General features: G+C 62.6%; 24 protein-coding genes and 1 tRNA gene. 18 read left to right on the top strand and 7 right to left on the bottom strand.

Going from position 1 to position 20,106, the window contains the following annotated elements; genetic code table 11:
- Window positions 1–3 precede the first annotated feature (3 nt).
- Window positions 4–198: a hypothetical protein gene (locus CU669_RS13585; protein WP_112145584.1), complete on the bottom strand. Its 195-nt coding sequence runs from the start codon at window positions 196–198 to the stop codon at window positions 4–6.
- A 304-nt stretch (window positions 199–502) separates the two neighbouring features.
- Between CU669_RS13585 and CU669_RS13590 the strand changes: the two genes are divergently transcribed.
- Window positions 503–904, top strand: a complete 402-nt coding sequence (locus CU669_RS13590; RefSeq protein WP_112145649.1) for a DUF1465 family protein — start codon at window positions 503–505, stop codon at window positions 902–904.
- A gap of 5 nt (window positions 905–909) precedes the next feature.
- Here the strand turns inward: CU669_RS13590 and CU669_RS13595 are convergent, their stop codons facing one another.
- Window positions 910–2,694, bottom strand: a complete 1,785-nt coding sequence (locus tag CU669_RS13595; RefSeq protein ID WP_112145586.1) for an adenylate/guanylate cyclase domain-containing protein — start codon at window positions 2,692–2,694, stop codon at window positions 910–912.
- A 165-nt stretch (window positions 2,695–2,859) separates the two neighbouring features.
- Complete coding sequence (gene rpmE, locus CU669_RS13600; protein ID WP_112145587.1) at window positions 2,860–3,093, bottom strand: 50S ribosomal protein L31; 234 nt, start codon at window positions 3,091–3,093, stop codon at window positions 2,860–2,862.
- Between the two features lie 122 nt (window positions 3,094–3,215).
- Between rpmE and cyaY the strand changes: the two genes are divergently transcribed.
- Complete coding sequence (cyaY, locus tag CU669_RS13605) at window positions 3,216–3,521, top strand: iron donor protein CyaY (RefSeq protein ID WP_112145589.1); 306 nt, start codon at window positions 3,216–3,218, stop codon at window positions 3,519–3,521.
- Window positions 3,522–3,545: 24 nt separating this feature from the next.
- Here cyaY and tyrS read toward each other — a convergent pair whose 3' ends face one another.
- Entirely contained in the window at window positions 3,546–4,796 is a 1,251-nt protein-coding gene (tyrS, locus tag CU669_RS13610; protein ID WP_112145591.1) for a tyrosine--tRNA ligase, read from the bottom strand.
- Window positions 4,797–4,872: 76 nt separating this feature from the next.
- Between tyrS and CU669_RS13615 the strand changes: the two genes are divergently transcribed.
- Both CU669_RS13615 and CU669_RS13620 read left to right on the top strand, forming a co-directional pair.
- Window positions 4,873–5,985 carry an anhydro-N-acetylmuramic acid kinase gene (locus CU669_RS13615; RefSeq protein ID WP_112145593.1) on the top strand — a complete coding sequence of 371 codons (1,113 nt, stop codon included), beginning with the start codon at window positions 4,873–4,875 and terminating at the stop codon, window positions 5,983–5,985.
- A 9-nt stretch (window positions 5,986–5,994) separates the two neighbouring features.
- Entirely contained in the window at window positions 5,995–6,315 is a 321-nt protein-coding gene (locus CU669_RS13620) for a hypothetical protein (protein ID WP_112145595.1), read from the top strand.
- 777 nt (window positions 6,316–7,092) lie between these two features.
- Here CU669_RS13620 and CU669_RS13625 read toward each other — a convergent pair.
- Complete coding sequence (locus CU669_RS13625) at window positions 7,093–7,782, bottom strand: alpha/beta hydrolase (protein ID WP_112145597.1); 690 nt, start codon at window positions 7,780–7,782, stop codon at window positions 7,093–7,095.
- Window positions 7,783–7,995: 213 nt separating this feature from the next.
- Here CU669_RS13625 and cysE point away from each other — a divergent pair, with 213 nt between their 5' ends.
- The 14 genes from cysE (at window position 7,996) to CU669_RS13695 (ending at window position 18,540) form a co-directional block, all read left to right on the top strand.
- Window positions 7,996–8,853, top strand: a complete 858-nt coding sequence (cysE, locus tag CU669_RS13630) for a serine O-acetyltransferase (protein WP_112145599.1) — start codon at window positions 7,996–7,998, stop codon at window positions 8,851–8,853.
- Window positions 8,850–9,323: an Rrf2 family transcriptional regulator gene (locus tag CU669_RS13635; RefSeq protein WP_112145601.1), complete on the top strand. Its 474-nt coding sequence runs from the start codon at window positions 8,850–8,852 to the stop codon at window positions 9,321–9,323. The genes cysE and CU669_RS13635 overlap by 4 nt, the downstream gene beginning before the upstream one ends.
- Window positions 9,324–9,343: 20 nt before the next feature.
- Window positions 9,344–10,483 carry a cysteine desulfurase family protein gene (locus tag CU669_RS13640; protein WP_112145603.1) on the top strand — a complete coding sequence of 380 codons (1,140 nt, stop codon included), beginning with the start codon at window positions 9,344–9,346 and terminating at the stop codon, window positions 10,481–10,483.
- Window positions 10,484–10,527: 44 nt separating this feature from the next.
- Window positions 10,528–11,784 (top strand): IscS subfamily cysteine desulfurase, encoded by a 1,257-nt coding sequence (locus tag CU669_RS13645; protein WP_112145604.1) that lies wholly within the window; start codon window positions 10,528–10,530, stop codon window positions 11,782–11,784.
- An 83-nt stretch (window positions 11,785–11,867) separates the two neighbouring features.
- Entirely contained in the window at window positions 11,868–12,269 is a 402-nt protein-coding gene (gene iscU, locus CU669_RS13650) for a Fe-S cluster assembly scaffold IscU (protein ID WP_112145606.1), read from the top strand.
- Window positions 12,270–12,421: 152 nt separating this feature from the next.
- Entirely contained in the window at window positions 12,422–12,757 is a 336-nt protein-coding gene (locus CU669_RS13655; protein WP_112145609.1) for a HesB/IscA family protein, read from the top strand.
- Between the two features lie 139 nt (window positions 12,758–12,896).
- The gene (gene hscB / locus CU669_RS13660) at window positions 12,897–13,520 is read left to right on the top strand and encodes a Fe-S protein assembly co-chaperone HscB (protein WP_112145611.1); all 624 of its coding nucleotides are present in this window, start codon (window positions 12,897–12,899) and stop codon (window positions 13,518–13,520) included.
- Between the two features lies 1 nt (window position 13,521).
- Window positions 13,522–15,411 carry a Fe-S protein assembly chaperone HscA gene (hscA, locus tag CU669_RS13665; RefSeq protein ID WP_112145613.1) on the top strand — a complete coding sequence of 630 codons (1,890 nt, stop codon included), beginning with the start codon at window positions 13,522–13,524 and terminating at the stop codon, window positions 15,409–15,411.
- A gap of 21 nt (window positions 15,412–15,432) precedes the next feature.
- Entirely contained in the window at window positions 15,433–15,771 is a 339-nt protein-coding gene (locus tag CU669_RS13670) for a ferredoxin family 2Fe-2S iron-sulfur cluster binding protein (RefSeq protein WP_112145615.1), read from the top strand.
- A gap of 14 nt (window positions 15,772–15,785) precedes the next feature.
- Entirely contained in the window at window positions 15,786–15,980 is a 195-nt protein-coding gene (gene iscX / locus CU669_RS13675) for a Fe-S cluster assembly protein IscX (protein WP_112145617.1), read from the top strand.
- 44 nt (window positions 15,981–16,024) lie between these two features.
- Window positions 16,025–16,723, top strand: a complete 699-nt coding sequence (locus CU669_RS13680) for a DUF599 domain-containing protein (protein ID WP_112145619.1) — start codon at window positions 16,025–16,027, stop codon at window positions 16,721–16,723.
- Entirely contained in the window at window positions 16,720–17,841 is a 1,122-nt protein-coding gene (gene mnmA / locus CU669_RS13685; protein ID WP_112145621.1) for a tRNA 2-thiouridine(34) synthase MnmA, read from the top strand. The genes CU669_RS13680 and mnmA overlap by 4 nt, the downstream gene beginning before the upstream one ends.
- A 44-nt stretch (window positions 17,842–17,885) precedes the next feature.
- Window positions 17,886–17,962, top strand: a tRNA-Met gene (locus tag CU669_RS13690).
- A 353-nt stretch (window positions 17,963–18,315) separates the two neighbouring features.
- The gene (locus CU669_RS13695; protein WP_112145623.1) at window positions 18,316–18,540 is read left to right on the top strand and encodes a helix-turn-helix transcriptional regulator; all 225 of its coding nucleotides are present in this window, start codon (window positions 18,316–18,318) and stop codon (window positions 18,538–18,540) included.
- A gap of 176 nt (window positions 18,541–18,716) precedes the next feature.
- Here CU669_RS13695 and CU669_RS13700 read toward each other — a convergent pair whose 3' ends face one another.
- Both CU669_RS13700 and CU669_RS13705 read right to left on the bottom strand, forming a co-directional pair.
- Window positions 18,717–19,223 carry a HEPN domain-containing protein gene (locus CU669_RS13700; RefSeq protein WP_112145625.1) on the bottom strand — a complete coding sequence of 169 codons (507 nt, stop codon included), beginning with the start codon at window positions 19,221–19,223 and terminating at the stop codon, window positions 18,717–18,719.
- Window positions 19,224–20,106, bottom strand: an 883-nt coding sequence (locus CU669_RS13705; protein WP_112145651.1) for a GmrSD restriction endonuclease domain-containing protein, incomplete at its 5' end; no start/stop codon positions are given.

A 20,106-nucleotide genomic window follows, 5' to 3' on the forward strand; every position in this document is an offset into this window, starting at 1 on the left:
GGCCTATTGAATCCGCTTGAGAAGCACCTGGATGTTGGGGTGGTGGTCGAACGCGTCCATGGTCCACCCCACATCCTTGATGCGGTACCATTTGCCGGTGCGGGTCTTAATGGCCTGGCCGACCTTGGGGAACATGTCGGATTCGAAGTAGCGGTTAAGCTCACTCTTGTCGAAGCTTTCGTGGATTACGTACCGCATGATGCACCCGCCAAATACCTAGAATTAAGTCATAGCTATACTGTAGTTATGTTTTGTGAATCATTCAGTGATCGCCTTAACATAACAATTTTATCGAAATTTTTATTTTGTTTGTTCGCATTCATCGCCCGACAGATGTCAGCATCGGGGGCAGGGTGTTGGCAAAAAAAGCTCTATCGGGTTGTTGAAGAATATCCGGGCAAGTGTCACCTTGAATCGGAAGGACGGACATGTCCTTGGCCAAGTTTGAACGGAAGACGGCTTCGGGTCGGCTTTCGGAACCTCGACGGTCAGGAGAATGCGCATGCAGCAACCCGCTTTCTTCCTCAAGACCTACGATGAAGCCATGGATCTCATGGTCGAGGCCCGTAATTACATGCGCTATGTGGAACGCCGCGAGCGTGTCAGGGTCGGGGCCATGGCCGGGCTGCGCATGAGCTGCGAGGCTCTGCGGGTAACCTCGAGACTGACCCAGGTCATGGCGTGGCTGCTGATGCAGCGGGCGGTTCATCAGGGCGAACTGAGCGCCGAGGCGGCGCTGGAAGAGCATTACCGCCTGTCGGGTGGCGGGGTCTGCCTGGACGAGAGTCACAGCGGCGACGCCGCTCTACCCCGGGGACTGCGCAGCTTGATGGATCGCAGTTTCCGGCTTTACGTGCGGGTGGCGCGATTGGAGGAAATGCTTGTGCGGCGCGTGCTGCACTGAAACCCCTACCAGGGCACTTCCCAAAGCTGGAAGGGATCGCGAAAGCCTTTGAGGGAATGCATGCCGGCATTGCCCCAGGGAATGGGCTTCGAGCCCGCCAAATCCTTGACCACCTGGGTGCATAGGGTCTGATCCGACAAGGTGGCGGCGCAGACGCGGGCGGCCAACTGGACGGTGGAACCGAACAGGTCGTCCTCTTCCTGGATCGGCTCGCCGGAATTCAGTCCGATGCGCAGATGTAGCGGCAGATTGGGCTGCTTCTCGTTATGGGTCGCCACCTGGCGCTGAATCTGGATGGTTGCGTCCACCGCGTTGGCCGCCGAGGCGAAGGAGGCCATGATCCCATCGCCGGTATGCTTGACCTCGTGACCGGCGAACTGGGTCAGCGCCGTTCGCACGATGGCGTTGTGCTTGCGCACGATCTCCTGGGCGGCCACGTCGCCGCGCGCCTGGGTCAGGTCGGTGGAGCCGACCATGTCGGTGAACATCACCGTCATGATGGAGGACTTCTTCTCGCTGGTCGGCTTGTTCCAGTCCTTCAGCGAGGTCTGGAGCGTGATCTGCGGTGTCATTTCGTCACCGGCGGTCCAAGACTCCATGGCCGACTTGCCCGCCAGGATCATGCGGCCGTATTTGGTCTCGCGGGCGTAATCGGGAACCTTCTCGTAGAAGGCGGCCGCTTGGTCGGACGGGGTGCCCAGCTTCTGGATGATGGCCTTCAGCAGCTTGCGCTGGCCGTTGGAATCCATCTTGTTGACGGTGGCGATGCTTTGAACCGCGCCCGCCATGTAGAGGTTGAGGCCGAACAGGGTGTATTTGTCGGGCGAGGCGGTCTGCTGGCGAATGATGTCCAACGCCTTTCCCACGAAGCGGTCGGTGACCGCCTGCGAGGATTCCAGTTCCGGAGTGGAGGGGAGGGCATCCACCGAGGTGGCGGCCATGGTCGGTTCGGCGGATTGAGGGACCAGCGGCGGCGGCTCATCGTCCAGATCGGGCCGAATTTCAGGCAGGTTGTCGTCGGGGGAAGCCGCCGGGGAAATGTCGGCGGTATCGTCATCGTCATCGGCCCATTTGTCGGGGATCTGCTCCCAGGCGGCTTCGGCGGCCAGTTTGTCCAGGGATTTCTTGAGCTTGGCGTCGGTGGCTTGCCGCTGCGTCGGCTGTGATCCTCCCCAATTCATATTGGGCCGCCGCAAGGCGATATTGGCATTGCGCGGAATCATGCGCAGCCCCAGCGGCACGCCGGTCAGCAATAGGACGCCGATGAACACGGCGAACAGCAATTGGCCGTATTCGTCGGGGGTGACCCGGAACCCATATTCGTACAGGAAGCTGACCACGGACGGGACCAGCCGCAGGGCGCCCAGGGCAAAACCCACCGCCACCAACAAGACGATCAGCAGGCGAAACAGGACTTTCACCATTCCGGCGGTGTCGGCACGGGCCTTGGCGCGTTGCGCCGCGACCATGGCCGCCGTCTTCTTGGCGGCCGGACCGCTGGCCTTGCGGCCAACTTCGGCCGTAGCGCCGGGCCTGGAATAGCCGCCGCCCGCTGGCAGTCCACCCTTCTTGGGCTGGATATTGTGGCCGCTGATATAGACCTCGGCCTCGTCCATCTGATTGGAATCGGTATTGTAGGTCTCGCGGACTACCTTCACCCGGATGCCCAGGGTGCTTTCCAATTCCTTGGCTTCGCGAACGGCCTCGTCACGTTCGAGTCGCGGAAAACGGGCGTGGAGCATCCAGCCACGGTTCTCTTGGACGTAGACTTCGAAGTGGACGATAATCATGCGACAGCCCAATAATCCCTAGACTTGCTCTAACCCCTTCGGCAAGTGATGTCCATAGCAAACGCCTTCAGCCGACAAGTTGCCGGCCGACCACTATGACACAGGTTCTGAGGACTTGGGAAAAGCAGCGGCGGCGGCCAAACGGCCGCCGACCGGATTTCGAACTCAGCTGTTGGTGGACTTGATTCCAAAGCCGTCGAAGCGCTTCTTGAACTTGGCGAGCTGGCCGCCAGTATCGACCAGACGATGCACGCCGGTCCAAGCCGGGTGGGACTTGGGGTCGATGTCCAGGCGAATGGTATCGCCGGCCTTGCCCATGGTCGAACGAGTCTTGAACTCGGTGCCGTCCGTCATGACCACGTTGATTTCGTGGTAGTCGGGGTGAATGTTGTCCTTCATAGCGCAAAGCTCCGCAAATCGAAGGCGCCTCTATAGCCAAAACGCCGGGCCGGTGCAAGCCATCCTTCACCCCATGGCGCAAATCGGTCTAACATCGCCGCCTTGATGATGGAGAACCTGGAATGAGCCTCGACGAAAGCCGCTTCGTTTCCCTGGCCGATCAGCTGATCGAGCACATCGCCGACGCGGTGGAAGATGCCCTGGACAAGGCCGATGCCGATATTCAGTCGGGCATCCTGACCATCACCCTGCCCGGCGTCGGCCAATGGGTGATCAACAAGCACACCCCCAATCGCGAGATTTGGGTGTCGTCGCCCAAGAGCGGCGCCTATCACTTCGCCCATAACGACGGCGGGTGGGTGTCCACCCGCGACGCCTCGGTGGCCATGGTGCCCTTGCTGGCGGCCGAACTGGGGGTGGAGCTTTAAGGAGGGGGCGGGCGTCCCGCCCGCTCAGACCGGCTTCACCAGGATGTGACGCTTCTTGCCCGCCGTCAGTTTCAGGACGCCGTCCTTTAGATCGTTGGTCCCCACCGCCTGGGTCTCGCTGGTCAGGGCGGCATCGTTGACCTTGCCGCCGCCGCCTTTGATCAGGCGCTTGGCGTCGCCGTTGGATTCGGCCAGACCTGCGCGCACGAACAGGGCAAAGGCGGGAATTCCGGCGGCCAGTTCGGCGGCGGGAATCTCGATGGTGGGCAGATTGGCGGCGGCGGCGCCTTCCTCGAAGGTCTTGCGCGCCGTCTCGGCGGCTTCCTGCGCGGCGGATTCGCCATGGGCCAGCTTGGTGACCTCGTTGGCCAGGATCTTCTTGGCCTCGTTGATCTCGGCGCCCTGCAAAGCCTCAAGCCGGGCGATCTCGTCCAGCGGCAGTTCGGTGAACAGCTTGAGGAAGCGGCCCACATCGGCGTCCTCGGTGTTGCGCCAGTACTGCCAGAACTCCCACGGCGACAGGGCGTCGGCGTTCAGCCAGACGGCACCCTGGGCGGTCTTGCCCATCTTGGCGCCCGAAGACGTGGTCAGCAGCGGGCTGGTCAGGCCGTACAGCTCGGCCTGATCGGCGCGGCGGCCCAGCTCGACGCCGTTGATGATGTTGCCCCACTGGTCCGAGCCGCCCATCTGCAGGATGCAGGTGTTGCGGCGGTACAGTTCCACGAAGTCGTAGCCCTGCAACAGCATGTAGTTGAATTCCAGGAAGGTGAGCGGCTGCTCGCGTTCCAGCCGCAGCTTGACCGAATCAAAGGTCAGCATGCGGTTGATGGTGAAGTGGTGGCCGTAATCGCGCAGGAAGTCGATATAGTTCAGCTTGTCCAGCCAGTCGGCGTTGTTGACCATCACCGCATCGGTCTTGCCCGATCCGAAGGTCAGATACTTGCCGAACACCGACTTGATGCCGTCCATGTTGCGGGTGATATCGGCGTCGGTCAGCATCTTGCGGGCCTCGTCCTTGCCGGACGGGTCGCCGATGCGGGTGGTGCCGCCGCCCATCAGCACGATGGGCTTGTGGCCGGTCTTCTGCCACCAGCGCAGCAGCATGATCTGCATCAGCGAGCCCACATGCAGCGAGGACGCCGTGCAGTCGAAGCCGATATAGGCCGCCGAGCAGGTCTCGGACAGGCGCTTGTCCAGCGCGTCCAGGTCGGTGCACTGGTGCATATAGCCGCGCTCGGTGATGGTGCGCAGGAAATCGGACTTGAGACTGGTCATGTGAGGCCTGTATGGCTTGCTGCTGCGAGGCCGCTCGTTTATCACAATCCGGACAGTGCGACAATCCGAGGGTGCCATGCTGGCTTTGGGCCTGATGAGCGGAACCTCCCTGGACGGCGTTGACGCCGCCCTGGTGGAGACCGACGGCGAAGCGGTCGAACGTCTCGGCCCCAGCCTCACCGTGCCCTATCCGCCGGAGCGGCGCGAGGCGTTGCGCGCCATCCTCGGCGGTGTCGGCGACGTGGCGGGGGTCGAGCGCGACCTCACCCTGTTCCATGCCGAGGTGGTCAAGCGCCTGCTGCGGGAAGCGGGCGTGGATGCCGCCCAGGTCGGGCTGATCGGCTTTCACGGCCATACCATCGCCCATCGCCCCGAGGAACGCCGCACCTGGCAAATCGGCGACGGCGCCTTGCTGGCGGCCGCGACCGGCATCACCGTGGTCAATGAATTCCGCAGCGACGACGTGGCCCAGGGCGGCCAGGGCGCGCCTTTGGTGCCGGTGTTCCACCGGGCCTTGGCGCAAGGCTTGAAGACGCCGCTGGCGGTGCTCAACCTGGGCGGCGTCGGCAATATTACCTGGATCGGTAAGGCTGGGATCGGTAAGGCTGGGATCGGTAAGGCTGGGATCGGGGCCGATGGCGGGCTATTGGCCTTCGATACCGGCCCCGGCAATGCCCTGATCGACGACTGGATGCTGCGCCATACCGGCAAGGCGCTGGACGACGGCGGAAGTCTGGCCGCCACCGGGCGGATGAACACCGGCAAGATCGCCGAATTCCTGACCCATCCCTATTTCGCCAGGACGCCGCCGAAATCGCTGGACCGCGACGACTTCGCCGCTTTCGCCGCCGCTCTGGTGGCGGGCATGGAGGCCGCCGACGGCGCCGCTACCCTGGCCGGTTTCACGGCCGCCGCGGTCTCGGCCGCCGCCCGCCATTTCCCGGCGGCGGCCGAGCGCTGGCTGATCTGCGGCGGCGGCCGCCATAATAAAGTCATCATGATGGCGCTGACTTCGCAATTGGGACTGCCGGTGGAGCCGGTGGAAGCGGTGGGCTGGGACGGTGACGCCATGGAGGCCCAGGCCTTCGCCTTCCTCGCCGTCCGCGCCGCGCGAGGCCTGCCCATCACCTATCCGGAAACCACCGGCGCGCCCCGCCCCCTGGGCGGCGGCCGGGTTCACAGAGTGTAGGAGACCCAAATGCGACTGAGATCCTTCGTGGCCGCCCTCATCCTGCTGGCGACGCCGAGCCTGGCCCTGGCCGACCAGGACAGCGCCCTGGCGGCGGCCCGCTCGCGGCCGGGCGTTCTCGACGCCTCTATCGACGATCGCGGCAATCTCTGGGTGGTGGTCAAGAACGCCAATATCTCGTGGGACCAGTTCGCCAATTATATGTGCGACGTGGTGCGCCCCCATAAGGCACGGGTCTTCATCGCCCATATCGTCGACGTGACATCGGTGGGACGCGGCAAGAAATCATCGGAGTGGAAGCAACTGGCGGCGGCAAGCTGCGCCCGGTAGAAAAAAGCCCCCGTCGTATGGGACGGGGTTTGGGATACGAGGGGAGGGCGTCGCGGGGAAGCGAGGCGCCCTTTTGCTTTTCGCGGCCCACGACTGCCGAGAAAGTTGTCGTTTCCGACTGGGCTTATTTCGGCGATCCAGGTGATTGAGGCAATGTGCTCTGGTCTGTGCCTGGCGCTCGGAAACGGCTATTAGGGCCGCGCAGGCGATTCGATCCTGTCACCGCAATGCGGTAACTCGTTACCAAAGGCGGTCGAGACGGTAACGCAGTTACCGGGGTTACGGTGGTGGGTACGGTGCCACTGCACTTAATTCTAATGGCCGGATGTGTCCCGGCCGCCCTCGCGGTTTCGCTGCAAAGTGTTGTGAAACAATAATTCAGGCGGATGGGCGTGGATGTCCGGAACGGGTCCGGGCATGACGGAGGGCGACGAACCGTGTCGGCCTCTTGGTGTTCGGGGTGCCTTGGTGGTGATTCCTTTGCGAGTCCCATGCCGAAGGCGAGCCGCTGAAATTCAGGCGGACTCGGGCCAAGGATGAGATCGGGCGGATTTAACAGGGGCGGAAAATCCCCGTCATTCCCGCGAAAGCGGGACTCCACGCATCAGGCGCTCAATATTTTGTCGCTAAAGCCTGGCCTTGCGTCAGCATGGACCCCCGCCTGCGCGGGGGTGACGATAAAAGGGGGGGGCGAGAACGCGTTTTTTCGCAGCCGATTGAAACCGGCCCCCCTCCTTATCCCGGACGCCCCCGTCTTTTGGGACGGGGGCTGTTTCCTTACGGCAGGGCCACGGCCAGTTCCGGTTCGCGCACCGGTTCCGGGGCGGCGACGCGGATGGCGTCGGACAGATAGGTGTCAACCATCTCGCCCAGGGTTTCCAGATGGGTGCCGAAGAAGTGGTTGGCGCCCTCGATGGTCTGGTACTTGACCCGGATATTGCGCTGGGTCGCCAGCTTGGTCGCCAGCTTGGCCACCGTCGGCTCGGGGACCAGATCGTCGGCGCTGCCGTGCACGATCAGGCCCGAGGAGGGGCAGGGGGCCAGGAACGAGAAGTCGAACACATTGGCGGGCGGCGCCACCGAGACGAAGCCGTCGATCTCGGGGCGGCGCATCAGCAGTTGCATGCCGATCCAGGCGCCGAACGAGAAGCCGCCGACCCAGCAGGCGCTGGCATTGGGGTTGAAGCTCTGCATCCAGTCCAGCGCCGAGGCGGCATCGGACAATTCTCCCTGGCCGTTGTCGAACTTGCCCTGGCTGCGGCCGACGCCGCGGAAGTTGAAGCGCAGCGTCGAGAAACCACGACGGACGAAGGCATGATACAAGGCATAGACCACCTTGTTGTTCATGGTGCCGCCATGCTGCGGATGCGGGTGCAGCAGCAGCGCCAAGGGCGCGCTGGGCGATTTTCCATGATGGTAGCGCCCTTCCAGGCGTCCGTCGGGTCCGTTGAAAATGACTTCAGGCATGGCTCACCATAAAACTCCATTGCCCGATACGGCTTGTATAACCAAGCTCAGCGATCGGGGAAAATCCGTATAAATTTCAGGATTGCGGCCGGGCAAACTTGACCAGCCTTGTCGGACATCCTATATTCACCTTCATTGGTATCGACGCCACCCGATGGGCTCCCCCCTGACGACCGCGCCGATGTCGTGGCGTACATTAACATATTGAGAGCTATGCTTTTCAAGAGTCTTAAAGAAGATATCGCGGCCATTCGTCATCGCGACCCGGCGGCCCATTCCTGGTTGGAAGTGGTTTTGTGCTATCCCGGCTTGCACGCGGTCATGATCCATCGGGCGTCGCAATGGTGTTGGAAGAGGGGGTACAGGGTGCTGGGCCGCTTCATCTCGCATCTTGGCAAGATCTTCACCGGCATCGAGATTCATCCCGCCGCTACCCTGGGGCCGCGCTTCTTCATCGATCACGGCACCGGCGTGGTGATCGGCGAGACGGCGGTGATCGGCGCCGACGTCACCCTCTATCACGGCGTGACCCTGGGCGGCACCTCGCTGCATAAGGGCAAGCGCCATCCCACCTTGGAAGACGGCGTCATCGTCGGCTCCGGCGCCCAGGTGCTGGGCCCCATCACCGTGGGCAAGGGGGCGCGCATCGGCGCCAATGCGGTGGTGCTGACCGACGTGCCGCCCGGCGTCACCATGGTCGGCATTCCGGCCCGCATGGTCATGCGCCGCCAGGAAGGCGAGTTCTGCGCCTATGGCCTGTCGGACGGCGACTTGCCCGATCCGGTGGTGCGCGCCATCGATTCGGTGCGCGGCCAGGTCAGCGCGCTGCTGGAGCGGGTGCAGGAATTGGAAACCGAATTGCACGGCCATCCCAGCGAGGCCTGCTGCCAGATCGAACGCATGCTGCCCCATGACGCGGCAAAGCCCGCGGGGGCCGCCGACCCGGAGCCAATCCGGGCGGATACGGGCAAAAAACCCGCAACCACCAAAAAGGCCAATTCGAAGCCGAGCAGTAATCCGGCCCAGGCGATCTCGGTCGCTGCGGCCAATAACAGGGAGATCGGATCGTGAAACTCAGCACCAAGGGACGCTATGCCGTCATGGCCATGGTCGATCTGGCCAGCCATTCGCAGGGAAGCCCGGTGGCGCTCGCCGATATCGCCGAGCGTCAGGAAATTTCACTGTCCTATCTGGAGCAGTTGTTCGGAAAGCTCCGCAAGGGCGGATTGGTGAAAAGCGTGCGCGGTCCGGGGGGCGGCTATCTGTTGTCGCGAATCCCACAACAAACGCGCATCTCCGACATTATCCTGGCGGTTGACGAACCAATCCAGACGACGCGCTGCTCGCCCGGCTCGCCGGCGGGCTGCCATAACAACAAGGGACGCTGCCTGACCCATGATTTGTGGGAAGAGCTCGGCAACCAGATTTATCTCTATCTCAGCTCGGTGTCCCTGGCCGATGTGTGCGAACGCCGCATCCTGGGCAGTTCGGGCATGTTCCACGGCGGAACCGGCACCGCCGGGGCCGTCGCCGCCCAGTAGCGGAAAGGGGATAAGGAACCGTGAGCAGGGCCGTCTACCTCGATCATAACGCCGGAGCACCGGCGCGCCCCGAGGTGGCGGCGGCGGTGGCCGAGGCCCTGCTGCATGGCGGAAATCCGTCCTCCATCCACGCTTCCGGCCGGGCGGCCCGCCAGCGAATCGAGCAAGCCCGCGCCCAGGTCGCCGCCCTGGTGGAGGCCGATCCCGCCGGGGTGATCTTCACCTCCGGCGGCACCGAGGCCAACGCCTTGGTCCTGGCCGGTTGTGGCCGGATCATCCGCATGGCGTCGGCGGTGGAGCACCCCTCGGTTCTCGATGCCGGAATCGACCGGATCATTCCCGTCGACGGTAATGGAATTGTCGACCTCGCGGCGCTGGACGCCATGCTGGCCGCCGAATCCGGCCTCGCCCTGGTGTCGCTGATGCTGGCCAATAACGAGACCGGAATCATCCAGCCGGTGGCCGAGGCCGCAGCCCTTTGCCATGCCCGTGGCGCCCTGTTTCACTGCGACGCCGCCCAGGCGGTCGGGCGCATGAAACTTTCAATTCGGTATTTTAATGCTGATTTTTTGACGCTGTCCGCTCATAAAATGGGCGGGCCGTCCGGCGTCGGTGCCGTGGTCATGGCGGATCCTGAGTTTAGAATGGCACCAATCTTGCTAGGTGGTGGGCAGGAGCGTCGGCGTCGGGCCGGCACAGAGAATTTGTCGGGTATTGTCGGCTTCGGAACCGCCGCCGCCTTGGCCGGGGATGATTTGTCGGGCGGCGACACCATATCGGAGATATGCGGATTGCGTGATCGGCTGGAACGCGAGGCGGCGAGGATGGTGCCCGAGGCCCGGGTGATCGGCCAAGCCGTGGCGCGTCTGCCCAACACCACCTGCCTGGCCTTGCCGGGATTGGCGGGGCAAACCCAGGTGATGGCGCTGGATCTGGCCGGCGTGGCGGTGAGCGCCGGGGCGGCCTGCTCGTCGGGCAAGGTCACGGAAAGCCGGGTGCTGGCGGCCATGGGCCTGGAGCCCGAAATTCGGGGCTCGGCCATCCGGATCAGCATGGGGCGGGACACCCGCTCCGAGGATGTGGACTGTTTCCTTGCCGCCTGGGCCGAACTGGCGCGGCGCAAGGGTTACACGGTGAATGGGGCGGCCGCGGCCGCCTGAAGTAAGACCACGACGAAGAAGATGAAGAAGAAGGGACTGATCTTATGACCGCAATCGGCGCCAAGCCCTGTCCGACCCTGTCGCGCCCGAAAGGTGCTCCCGTCTACCTGGACTATCAGGCCACCACGCCGTGCGACCCGCGGGTGGTCGAGGCCATGCTGCCCTGGTTCACCGAGAAATTCGGCAATCCCCATTCGCGCAACCACCTCTACGGCTGGGAAGCGGAAGAGGCGGTGGAAAAGGCCCGCGAGCAGATCGCCGCCATCATCGGCGCCGATGCCAAGGAGGTGATCTTCACCTCGGGCGCCACCGAGTCCAACAATCTGGCGCTCAAGGGCGTGGCGCATTTCTACAAGGACAAGAAGAACCACATCGTCACCGTGGTGACCGAGCACAAATGCGTGCTCGATACCTGCCGTTATCTCGAACAGGAAGGCTTCCAGGTCACCTATCTGCCGGTCCAGGCCAACGGCCTGATCGATCTGGCCGAGTTGGAAGCCGCCATCACCGATCAGACCGCCATCGTGTCGGTCATGGCGGTGAACAACGAGATCGGCGTCATCCAGCCCCTGGCCGAGATCGGCGCCCTGTGTCGCAAGAAGGGCGCCTTCTTCCATACCGATTGCGCCCAGGCGGTGGGAAAGATCCCGCTGGACGTCAACGCCATGAATATCGACCTCATGAGCATCTCCGGGCATAAGATCTATGGCCCCAAGGGCATCGGCGCCCTGTTCGTGCGCCGCCGTCCCCGCGTGCGGCTGGTGCCGCTGATCACCGGCGGCGGCCAGGAGCGCGGCATGCGCTCGGGCACCCTGCCCACGCCCTTGTGCGTCGGCATCGGCGAGGCCTGCGCCATCGCGCAGGCGGAGATGGCGTCCGAGGCCGAACGGCTGACCGGATTGCGCAATCGCCTGCTGGGCGGGCTGCGGCAGCGGCTGCCGGAGATCTATGTCAACGGCGACCTGGACAACCGCATTCCCGGCAATCTCAACATCTCCTTCGCCTTCGTCGAGGGCGAGGGGCTGATGATGGGGGTCAAGGAACTGGCGGTCTCGTCGGGATCGGCATGCACCTCGGCCTCGCTGGAGCCGTCCTATGTGCTGCGCGCCCTGGGCGTCGACGTGGAGATGGCCCATACCTCGCTGCGCTTCGGGCTGGGACGCTTCACCTCGGGCGAGGACATCGACTTCGCCATCGACCATATCGTCGAGGCGGTGGAGCATCTGCGTGCCATGAGCCCGCTGTGGGACATGCATCTGGACGGCGTCGACATCAAGTCGATCCAGTGGGCCGAGCACTAAGACTGCACGTCCGGGCACCGGACGTGGTATGATTTTAGAATGATTCCGGTGTAACCCACCGGTTGGACGTTTGGAGGCAGGTTATGGCGTATAGCGACAAGGTCATCGACCACTACGAGCACCCCCGCAATGTGGGCGCTCTCGACAAGGACGACGGGGCGGTCGGCACCGGATTGGTCGGCGCTCCGGCCTGCGGCGACGTGATGAAGCTGCAAATCAAGGTGAGCGCCGAAGGCATCATCGAGGACGCCAAGTTCAAGACCTTCGGCTGCGGCTCGGCCATCGCGTCGAGCTCGCTGGTGACCGAGTGGGTCAAGGGCAAGACCCTGGACGAGGCGGCCTCCATCAAGAACACCGACATCGCCCAGGAACTGGCGCTGCCGCCGGTCAAGATCCATTGTTCGGTTCTCGCCGAGGATGCTATCAAGGCCGCCATCGCCGATTACAAGAAGAAGTCGGGCAAGGACGAAGAGGCGGCGGAGTAGGTCTCCGCCGCGAACACGAACCGACGAGCGCAATCCTGCGTTCGGAGGCAAGGCCGACGGCCGCCGCGCCACATGGCGCGAAAGCCAAGGGGTTCGGAGAACCCCGCTCGGCGATTGAGAGACGCTTGAATAAAGAAGAAAGGGGGTATGCCATGGCACCCGCACCCATGACCATAACCGATGCCGCCGCCGAACGGGTCAAGAGCATGCTCGCCAAGCGCGGCAAGCCCTCGGTCGGCATCCGCATCGGCGTCCGCTCCAAGGGCTGCTCCGGCATGTCCTATACCCTGGAATACGCCGACGAAAAGACTCAGTTCGACGAGATCGTCGAGGACAAGGGCGTCACCGTCCTGATCGACCCCAAGGCGACCATGTTCATCCTGGGGACCGAGATGGACTACGTCGAAGAGAAGATGCAGTCGGGCTTCGTGTTCCGCAATCCCAACGAAAAGGGACGCTGCGGCTGCGGCGAGTCGTTCCACGTCTAGTCATCTTAAGGTCGTCACCCCCGCGCAGGCGGGGGTCCATGGTGGGGACAAGCCATATGCCGGATGCCTGTTGTTGTGCCGCTGGACACATGGAATCCCGCTTTCGCGGGAATGACGATGGTATTCTAGAGAAAACGCCATGAACGCATCCGCTGTCGCCGCCGTATCGCCGTGCTGGTCCTGCAAGGGGCCGGTGGCGACGCGCGCCCTGTTCTGCTCGGTCTGCGGCGCCGTCCAGGGGCCGGGCGCCATCGACCATTATTCCCGCTTAGGGATGACGCCCAGCTTCGATATCGACCAGGACCAGTTGCAGACCCAGTATTTCGGGTTCCAGCGCCGACTGCATCCCGATCGCTTCGCCGCCAAGTCCGCCCGGGAAAAGGCGCTGTCGCAAAGCCAGGCCACCGCCCTGAACGAAGCCTACGAGACCTTGAAGGATCCCTTGAAGCGCGCCGCCTATCTGCTGGGCCTGCTGGGCCATCCGGTGGACCTGACCGCCTGCGGCACCATCAACGACCGTGAATTGCTGATGGAGCAGATGGAAAAGCGCGAAGCCCTGTCCGAGGCCACCACCCCGGAACAGGTCGCCAAGCTGGCCATGGAAAACGAGTCCGAGGTCATTGCCTGCCAGTGCCATATTTCGGCCGCCTTCAATTCGGGCAATCTGGACGAGGCGTCGCACCTTTCCATCCGGCTGAAATATCTGGTCAAGCTGGCCGAAGAGGCCCGCTCCAAGAAATCCCGCATCACGAGGTTGCCCTAGCATGTTGTTGCAGTTGCACGAACCCGGCGAGAGCCCGGCGCCGCACGAGTCCGAGCGCGGCCTTGCCGTGGGTATTGATCTCGGGACCACCAATTCGGTGGTGGCGGTGGCCAGGGATGGCGATACCGAGGTCTTGCGCGACGCCGACGGCAAGGGATTGATCCCCTCGGTGGTCTATTACGCCGCCGATGGCGAGATCACCGTCGGACAGGATGCACGGCGCATGCTGCTGGAATATCCCGACCGGGTGGTCAGCTCGGTCAAGCGGCTGATGGGGCGCGGCACCGAGGATCTGAAGACTCTGGCCGGCACCTTGCCGTTCAAGCTGGACGTGGCCGCCGATGGCGGCATGGTGCGGCTGTCGGTGGCGGGGCGCACCCTGACGCCGGTCGAGGTCTCGGCCGATATCCTGCGCGCCGTCAAGGCCCGCGCCGAGGCGGCTCAGGGCAAGACGGTGGACCGCGCCGTGGTCACGGTTCCCGCCTATTTCGACGACGCCGCCCGCACCGCCACCAAGGACGCCGCCCGCCTGGCCGGTCTGGAAGTCCTCCGGCTGGTCAACGAGCCCACAGCCGCCGCTCTGGCCTATGGCCTGGATAACGCGGCGGAAGGGCTTTATGTGGTCTATGATCTGGGCGGCGGTACCTTCGACGTCTCGATCCTGCGCATGGAAAAGGGCGTGTTCCAGGTCAAGGCCACCGGCGGCGACGCCTCGCTGGGCGGCGACGATATCGACCATGCCATCGCCGAACGCTTCCTGGCCGAGCGCACCGCCGAGCACGGCGCGGAAACCATCACCGAGGGCGAGGCCAAGCAGGCCCTGGCGGCGGCCCGCGTCGCCAAGGAATGCCTGTCCAGCCGCCGCGAGGGCGACTGGGTCATCGAGGTGGACGGCAAGCCGTCGCGCCACAAGATGACCCGCGACCAGTTGGAAGCGCTGGCGGCGCCGCTGGCGGAACGCACCGTCGGCATCTGCCGCAACGTCATCGAGGACGCCGGGATCGAGGTCTCCGAGATCAAGGGCGTGGTGCTGGTGGGCGGCTCCACCCGCATGCCGCTGATCCGCCGCAAGGTGAAGGATATCTTCGGGCTGGATCCGCTGGCCGACATCAATCCCGACGAAGTGGTGGCGGTGGGTGCCGCCCTGCAGGCCGAGGCGCTGACCATCGGCTCGGATACCCTGCTGCTGGACGTGACGCCGCTGAGCCTCGGCATCGAGACCATGGGCGGCATCGTGGAAAAGGTGATTCCGCGCAACACCCCCATCCCGGTGGCCATGGCCCAGGAATTCACCACCTATCAGGACGGCCAGACCGCCATGGCCATCCATGTGCTGCAGGGCGAGCGCGAGATGGTGGACCAATGCCGCTCGCTGGCCCGCTTCGTGCTGCGCGGCATCCCCAATATGGCGGCCGGGGCGGCGCGCATCCGCGTGACCTTCACGGTGGATGCCGACGGGCTGCTGACGGTGGCGGCAAGCGAGGCCACCACCGGCGTCGAGCAGCAGGTGGCGGTCAAGCCGTCCTATGGTCTGACCGATGACGAGATGGCCAATATGCTGCGGGATTCCCTGGTTCACGCCAAGGACGACATGGAGCAGCGCCTGTTCGCCGAAACCGCCGTCGAGGCCCGCCGTTCGGTCCTGGCGGTCCAGGCGGCGCTGAAAGTGGATTCAGACCTCTTGTCTGATGCCGAGCGAAAGGATATCGATAGCGCCATCGGACGGGTCGATCAAACCATCGCCTCGAACGATCGCGACGCCGTAACCGCCGCCATGGAAGCTTTGGAAGCCGCCACCAAGACCTTCGCCGAACGGCGGATGGATCGTGGCATCCGGGCCGCCCTGGCGGGCGTGTCGGTGGATAAGCTCGACGACGCCCTCGGCGAATAGACAGAAAGAGGCCTGCTCACTATGCCCAAGATGACATTCATCGCCCCCGACGGCACCACCAAGGACGTCGAGGCGGCCGAAGGCCTGTCGGTCCTGGAAATCGCCCATCACGCCAAGATCGATCTGGAGGGCGCCTGCGAGGGCTCGTTGGCCTGCTCCACCTGTCACGTCATCGTCGACAAGGCGTGGTACGACAAGCTGAAGCCCGCCACCGAGGACGAGGAAGACATGCTGGATCTGGCCTTCGGCCTGACCGCCACCTCGCGCCTGGGCTGTCAGATCATCATGAGCAAGGATCTGGACGGGCTCACCGTCACCCTGCCGGCGGCCACCCGCAATATGAGCGTCGACAAGAAGTAGGGGAGCCTTCGGCCATGAAGTGGTCCGATACCCTCGACATCGCCATCGCCCTGGAAGAGGCCCATCCCGGCGTGGACAACGTCAATCTGCGCTATACCGACCTGCATCGCTGGGTCATGGCGCTTGACGGTTTCGACGACGATCCCGCCAAATCCAACGAGAAGATTCTCGAAGCCATTCAGATGGCGTGGATCGACGAGCGGGATTAGGGTTTCTGTTCACCCCTCTCCCAGCGGGAGGAGCTGACGATCAAATGACCATGTTCACCCTGCTGCCGCCCCTGGATCTGGCCGCCCTGCTGCTCTTCATCGCGCTGTGGACGGGCTATACCGTCGTCGCCGACCGGCTGACCGGCAAAGGCCACACCCTGCAGGCGGCCACCGCCCGCCTGCGCCTGACCTGGATGCGCAATCTGTGCGACCGCGAGGTGCGCGTCACCGACAGCGCCCTGCTGGGCAATCTCATGCGCAGCGTCTCGTTCTTCGCCTCGGCCAGCGTGCTGATCATGGGTGGGCTGGTGGCGTTGCTGGGCTCGGGCGACAAGGCCTATGCGGTGGTCCAGGATCTGCCGCTGATCCATGCCTCCGGGCGCGGCATCTTCGAGACCAAGGTGGTGCTGCTGACCGGTGTCTTCGTCTATGCCTTCTTCCAGATCACCTGGTCGCTGCGCCAGTTCAATTACTGTTGCGTGTTGATGGGGGCGGCGCCAGAGCCCCAAGCGTCCGATGCCGCCAAGGATACCTTCGCCGAGCATGCGGCCCAGCTCAACGCCCTGGCGGCCAACAGCTTCAATCGGGGCTTGCGGGCTTATTACTTTGCCCTGGCCATGATGACGTGGTTCATCCATCCAGGTGTTTTCGTCGCCGCTAGCCTTGCGGTGGTCTTGGTCCTCTATCGCCGCGAATTCCGCTCCAAGACGCTGAAGGCGCTCAACGCGGCCATTCCGCCATGACCAACGCGCTGGGCATCGACAAGCCCGCTTGCGCCACCCGCGTGGTGGTGGCCATGTCGGGCGGGGTGGATTCCTCGGCCACGGCGGCGCTGCTGAAGGAACAGGGCTTCGACGTGGTCGGAGTGACGCTCCAGCTCTACGACGTGGCGAGCATGGGCCACGGCGGCGCCTGCCGCCCCAATACCTGCTGCGCCGGCAAGGACATCCATGACGCCCGCGCCGTGGCCGACGCCTTGGGCATTCCCCATTACGTGCTGGATTACGAAGCGGCCTTCCGCCGCGACGTCATGGAACGCTTCGCCGATTCCTATGCGGCGGGCGAGACACCGATTCCCTGCGTGTTGTGCAACCAGACGGTCAAGTTCCGCGATCTGCTGGGCACCGCCAAGGATCTGGGCGCCGACGCCCTGGCCACCGGCCATTACGTCCGCCGTGGAATGGGGGCGGGTGGCCCGGAACTTCTGAAAGGCGCCGATCCCGCCCGCGACCAAAGCTATTTCCTGTTCGCCACCACCCGGGAACAACTGGACTTCCTGCGCTTTCCCCTGGGGGGAATGATGAGCAAGGACGAGACCCGCGCCATCGCGGCGCGCCACAATCTTCCCGTGGCGGCCAAGCGCGACAGCCAGGACATCTGCTTCGTCCCCGACGGCGACTACGCGTCCCTGGTGGAGCGCCTGCGCCCCGACGCGGTCCGGCCGGGCGAGATCGTCGACCGGGCGGGCAAGGTGCTGGGCCGCCATCGCGGCCTGGTCCACTACACCATCGGCCAACGCAAGGGACTTGGCCTGGGCGGCGGGCCGCCGCTCTACGTGGTGGCGCTGGAGCCCGACACCGGCCGGGTGGTGGTCGGCCCCAAGGACGCGCTGGGGTGTTCCCGCGTCACGGTTCGCGATGTGAATTGGCTGGGCGGTGCCGAGCGCGAGCTGCGCGTCGAGGTCCGGGTGCGCTCCACCCGGCCCCCGGCTCCGGCCGTTCTGCGCCGCCTGGACGGAGACCGCGCCGAAGTGGTGCTGGACCAACCGGAAGACGGCGTCGCCACCGGTCAGGCCTGCGTGTTTTACCAGGGAGAACGCGTGCTGGGCGGCGGCTGGATCGCGCCTGCGAGAAGCCCTTGACAGCCCCCCGCCCAGCCATTTATACCGGCCGCTCTCGACGCGATGGCGGGGTAGCTCAGCTGGTTAGAGCACGGGAATCATAATCCTGGGGTCGGGGGTTCAAGTCCCTCTCCCGCTACCATCGAGACTAAGGAAATCCAAGGGGTTAGCTCTTACAAGGGCTAGCCCCTTTGGCTTTTTGGGCCGAAAAGGTAACAAAAAAGGTAACATCCGCGCCGCTCGTTACCTTTTGCCGCCGGGCCATAGCCCAACGCCCGCCTAATTCCCCCTCCGAGCTGTTACCCAATCGTTACCCAATGGGGCGTTTGGGCTGTTACCTTTTTTGTTACCTTTTGCCCACGGGGGCACAAACGGGGGCGCAAAATGCGGATCGAAGCCCTCGACTCCCTCGAAGGGCGGCAGTAACCTTTCCGTGCCTACCGGTGCGGCTTTTTCACCGAGGCATCGCGATGCCTCCCGAAAGGGAGAAATCCGATGTTTCAGTATGAAAAGCGGCTCGTGTCGAAGAAGGAGCTGAAGAGCGTCTGCGGCATCCCGTACACGCCCCAGCACATCGGGCGGCTCGAAGCGGCGGGGAAATTTCCCAAGCGGGTAAACCTCGGGCCGGGTCGGGTCGCATGGGTGTTGGCTGAGGTGGATGCGTGGGTGAGCGAGCGTATCGCCGAACGTGATACACCCTCTCACGAGGCTTCCTTTTGACGGGGCGGGGCTGGCCGGTGTGCACAACTGGCCAGCCCATTTTCATGTTCGGTTCTGACCCGAATGGGTGGCAGGCGACGGAAGGTTGTCACGAGATCGGTAAAGTGTCCCCGGAATTCGTCCATGGTCCTATCTTGCCCGAGTGGATGTTATAATATGCTCAAAAATGAGCATAACTAACGAACCATCGTCTCGTAGAGGCAGCGGATAATTTCTTTACCATCTTCGTAAGCCTGAACAACATCTCCATAGGTTGCTGTAGCGCTCAATCGCCCTTCATGCGCAAAATCATTTCTCCAAAGAATAAGATTTGCGTACGAGTTCTTTATATCCCTCCTGTTGCTTGCCATATAGGTGTGAGCTGCTGCATCTACTTTTTTCTTGAATCGGTCAACGTATTTGTCGCCAAATCTCTTTAAGTAGTCATTAACTATATTTTCCCTTTTTATTCTTCCGTTAATCTGATCGAAGTGTACTTCTGTAAAGTTCCCAAGCACCTTGTGCTTTTTTCTAGCAAATTCAATGAAGATCCCCTTTATCGCCAACTCATAGACGGTCACGGCAGCCACCGCCACGAAGCCAACATACTTCGCTTTAATGAGGGGATTTGCGGTTGCTGGGACAACAGTATTGAGGTGCCCAACAACATCATCGGCGTGTTTGAAGTATGGCGTGTATGGCATTTACTGCCCCAATAGAAATGACCGAACAAAAGTAATTCGTTCTTGCATGGTCTTTGTATCTGTCGTGCCGAGCTGTGTCAGTCTGAGAAACTCGTCGCTACTCGTAAGGTTGTTAAATCCGTTGTAGAGGTCATCGCTGGTAATTTTGTCATAGTTTTCAAAAACTACCGTCATGACAGAGTCAAGGGCAGAAACATTAAGGGGGCCGCGCAAATGAAATGGCTTGTCGCCCAGCGTGTCCGCAATTAGTTTTGTAACAAGCGGAAACATAGAGAAGAATTTCTTAACTTTCTTTGTGTCGCCTCCGTCGTGCATCTTCATTGTTTTATTTAGAAACTCCTTCATCGGCTTCTCATATCGATTGACAGAGCCGACAAGGGAAAACACTCTAAGGAGTACCTCAACATCTTTCTGGTGTTTATCCAGTGTTGTCTTTCCAAGAATTGTTCTCCAGTGTTCATTAAGGTTGGCTGTCTTAAGCAGCGAGCTAAGCGCCCCCCTAAATACACAGTTTCTTATCTCTTGTGGTGTAAGCGGTGTTCCGCCTGTGTTCAGTCGCTCGAATATATGGTAGGCGCTTGTGCTCTCACCAACGGGGCCGAGCTGCCTAATATTTACAGCCCTCAAAACAGCTTGTTTTATCTTGCGCTGGTCAGCCTCATCCAAATCAAGAAAACGTTTATTATAATATGGGCTATTCTGGCCAATCCCGACTAGACGAAATACCTGTCGCTTGCCATGTGTGCTTTCACGACCAAAATACCCTTCCATAAAGAAAACGATACTCAAAATTCTCTGCTGCCCATTGACCTGCCGTGGGAATCCTCCTCCAGTCTGAAGTAGAGTCCGGCCCTGACAAGGACGGACGAGATGAAGCGCAGCA

The organism is Paramagnetospirillum kuznetsovii (assembly GCF_003284725.1).
In the GTDB taxonomy this organism is placed as follows: Bacteria; Pseudomonadota; Alphaproteobacteria; order Rhodospirillales; family Magnetospirillaceae; genus Phaeospirillum; species Phaeospirillum kuznetsovii.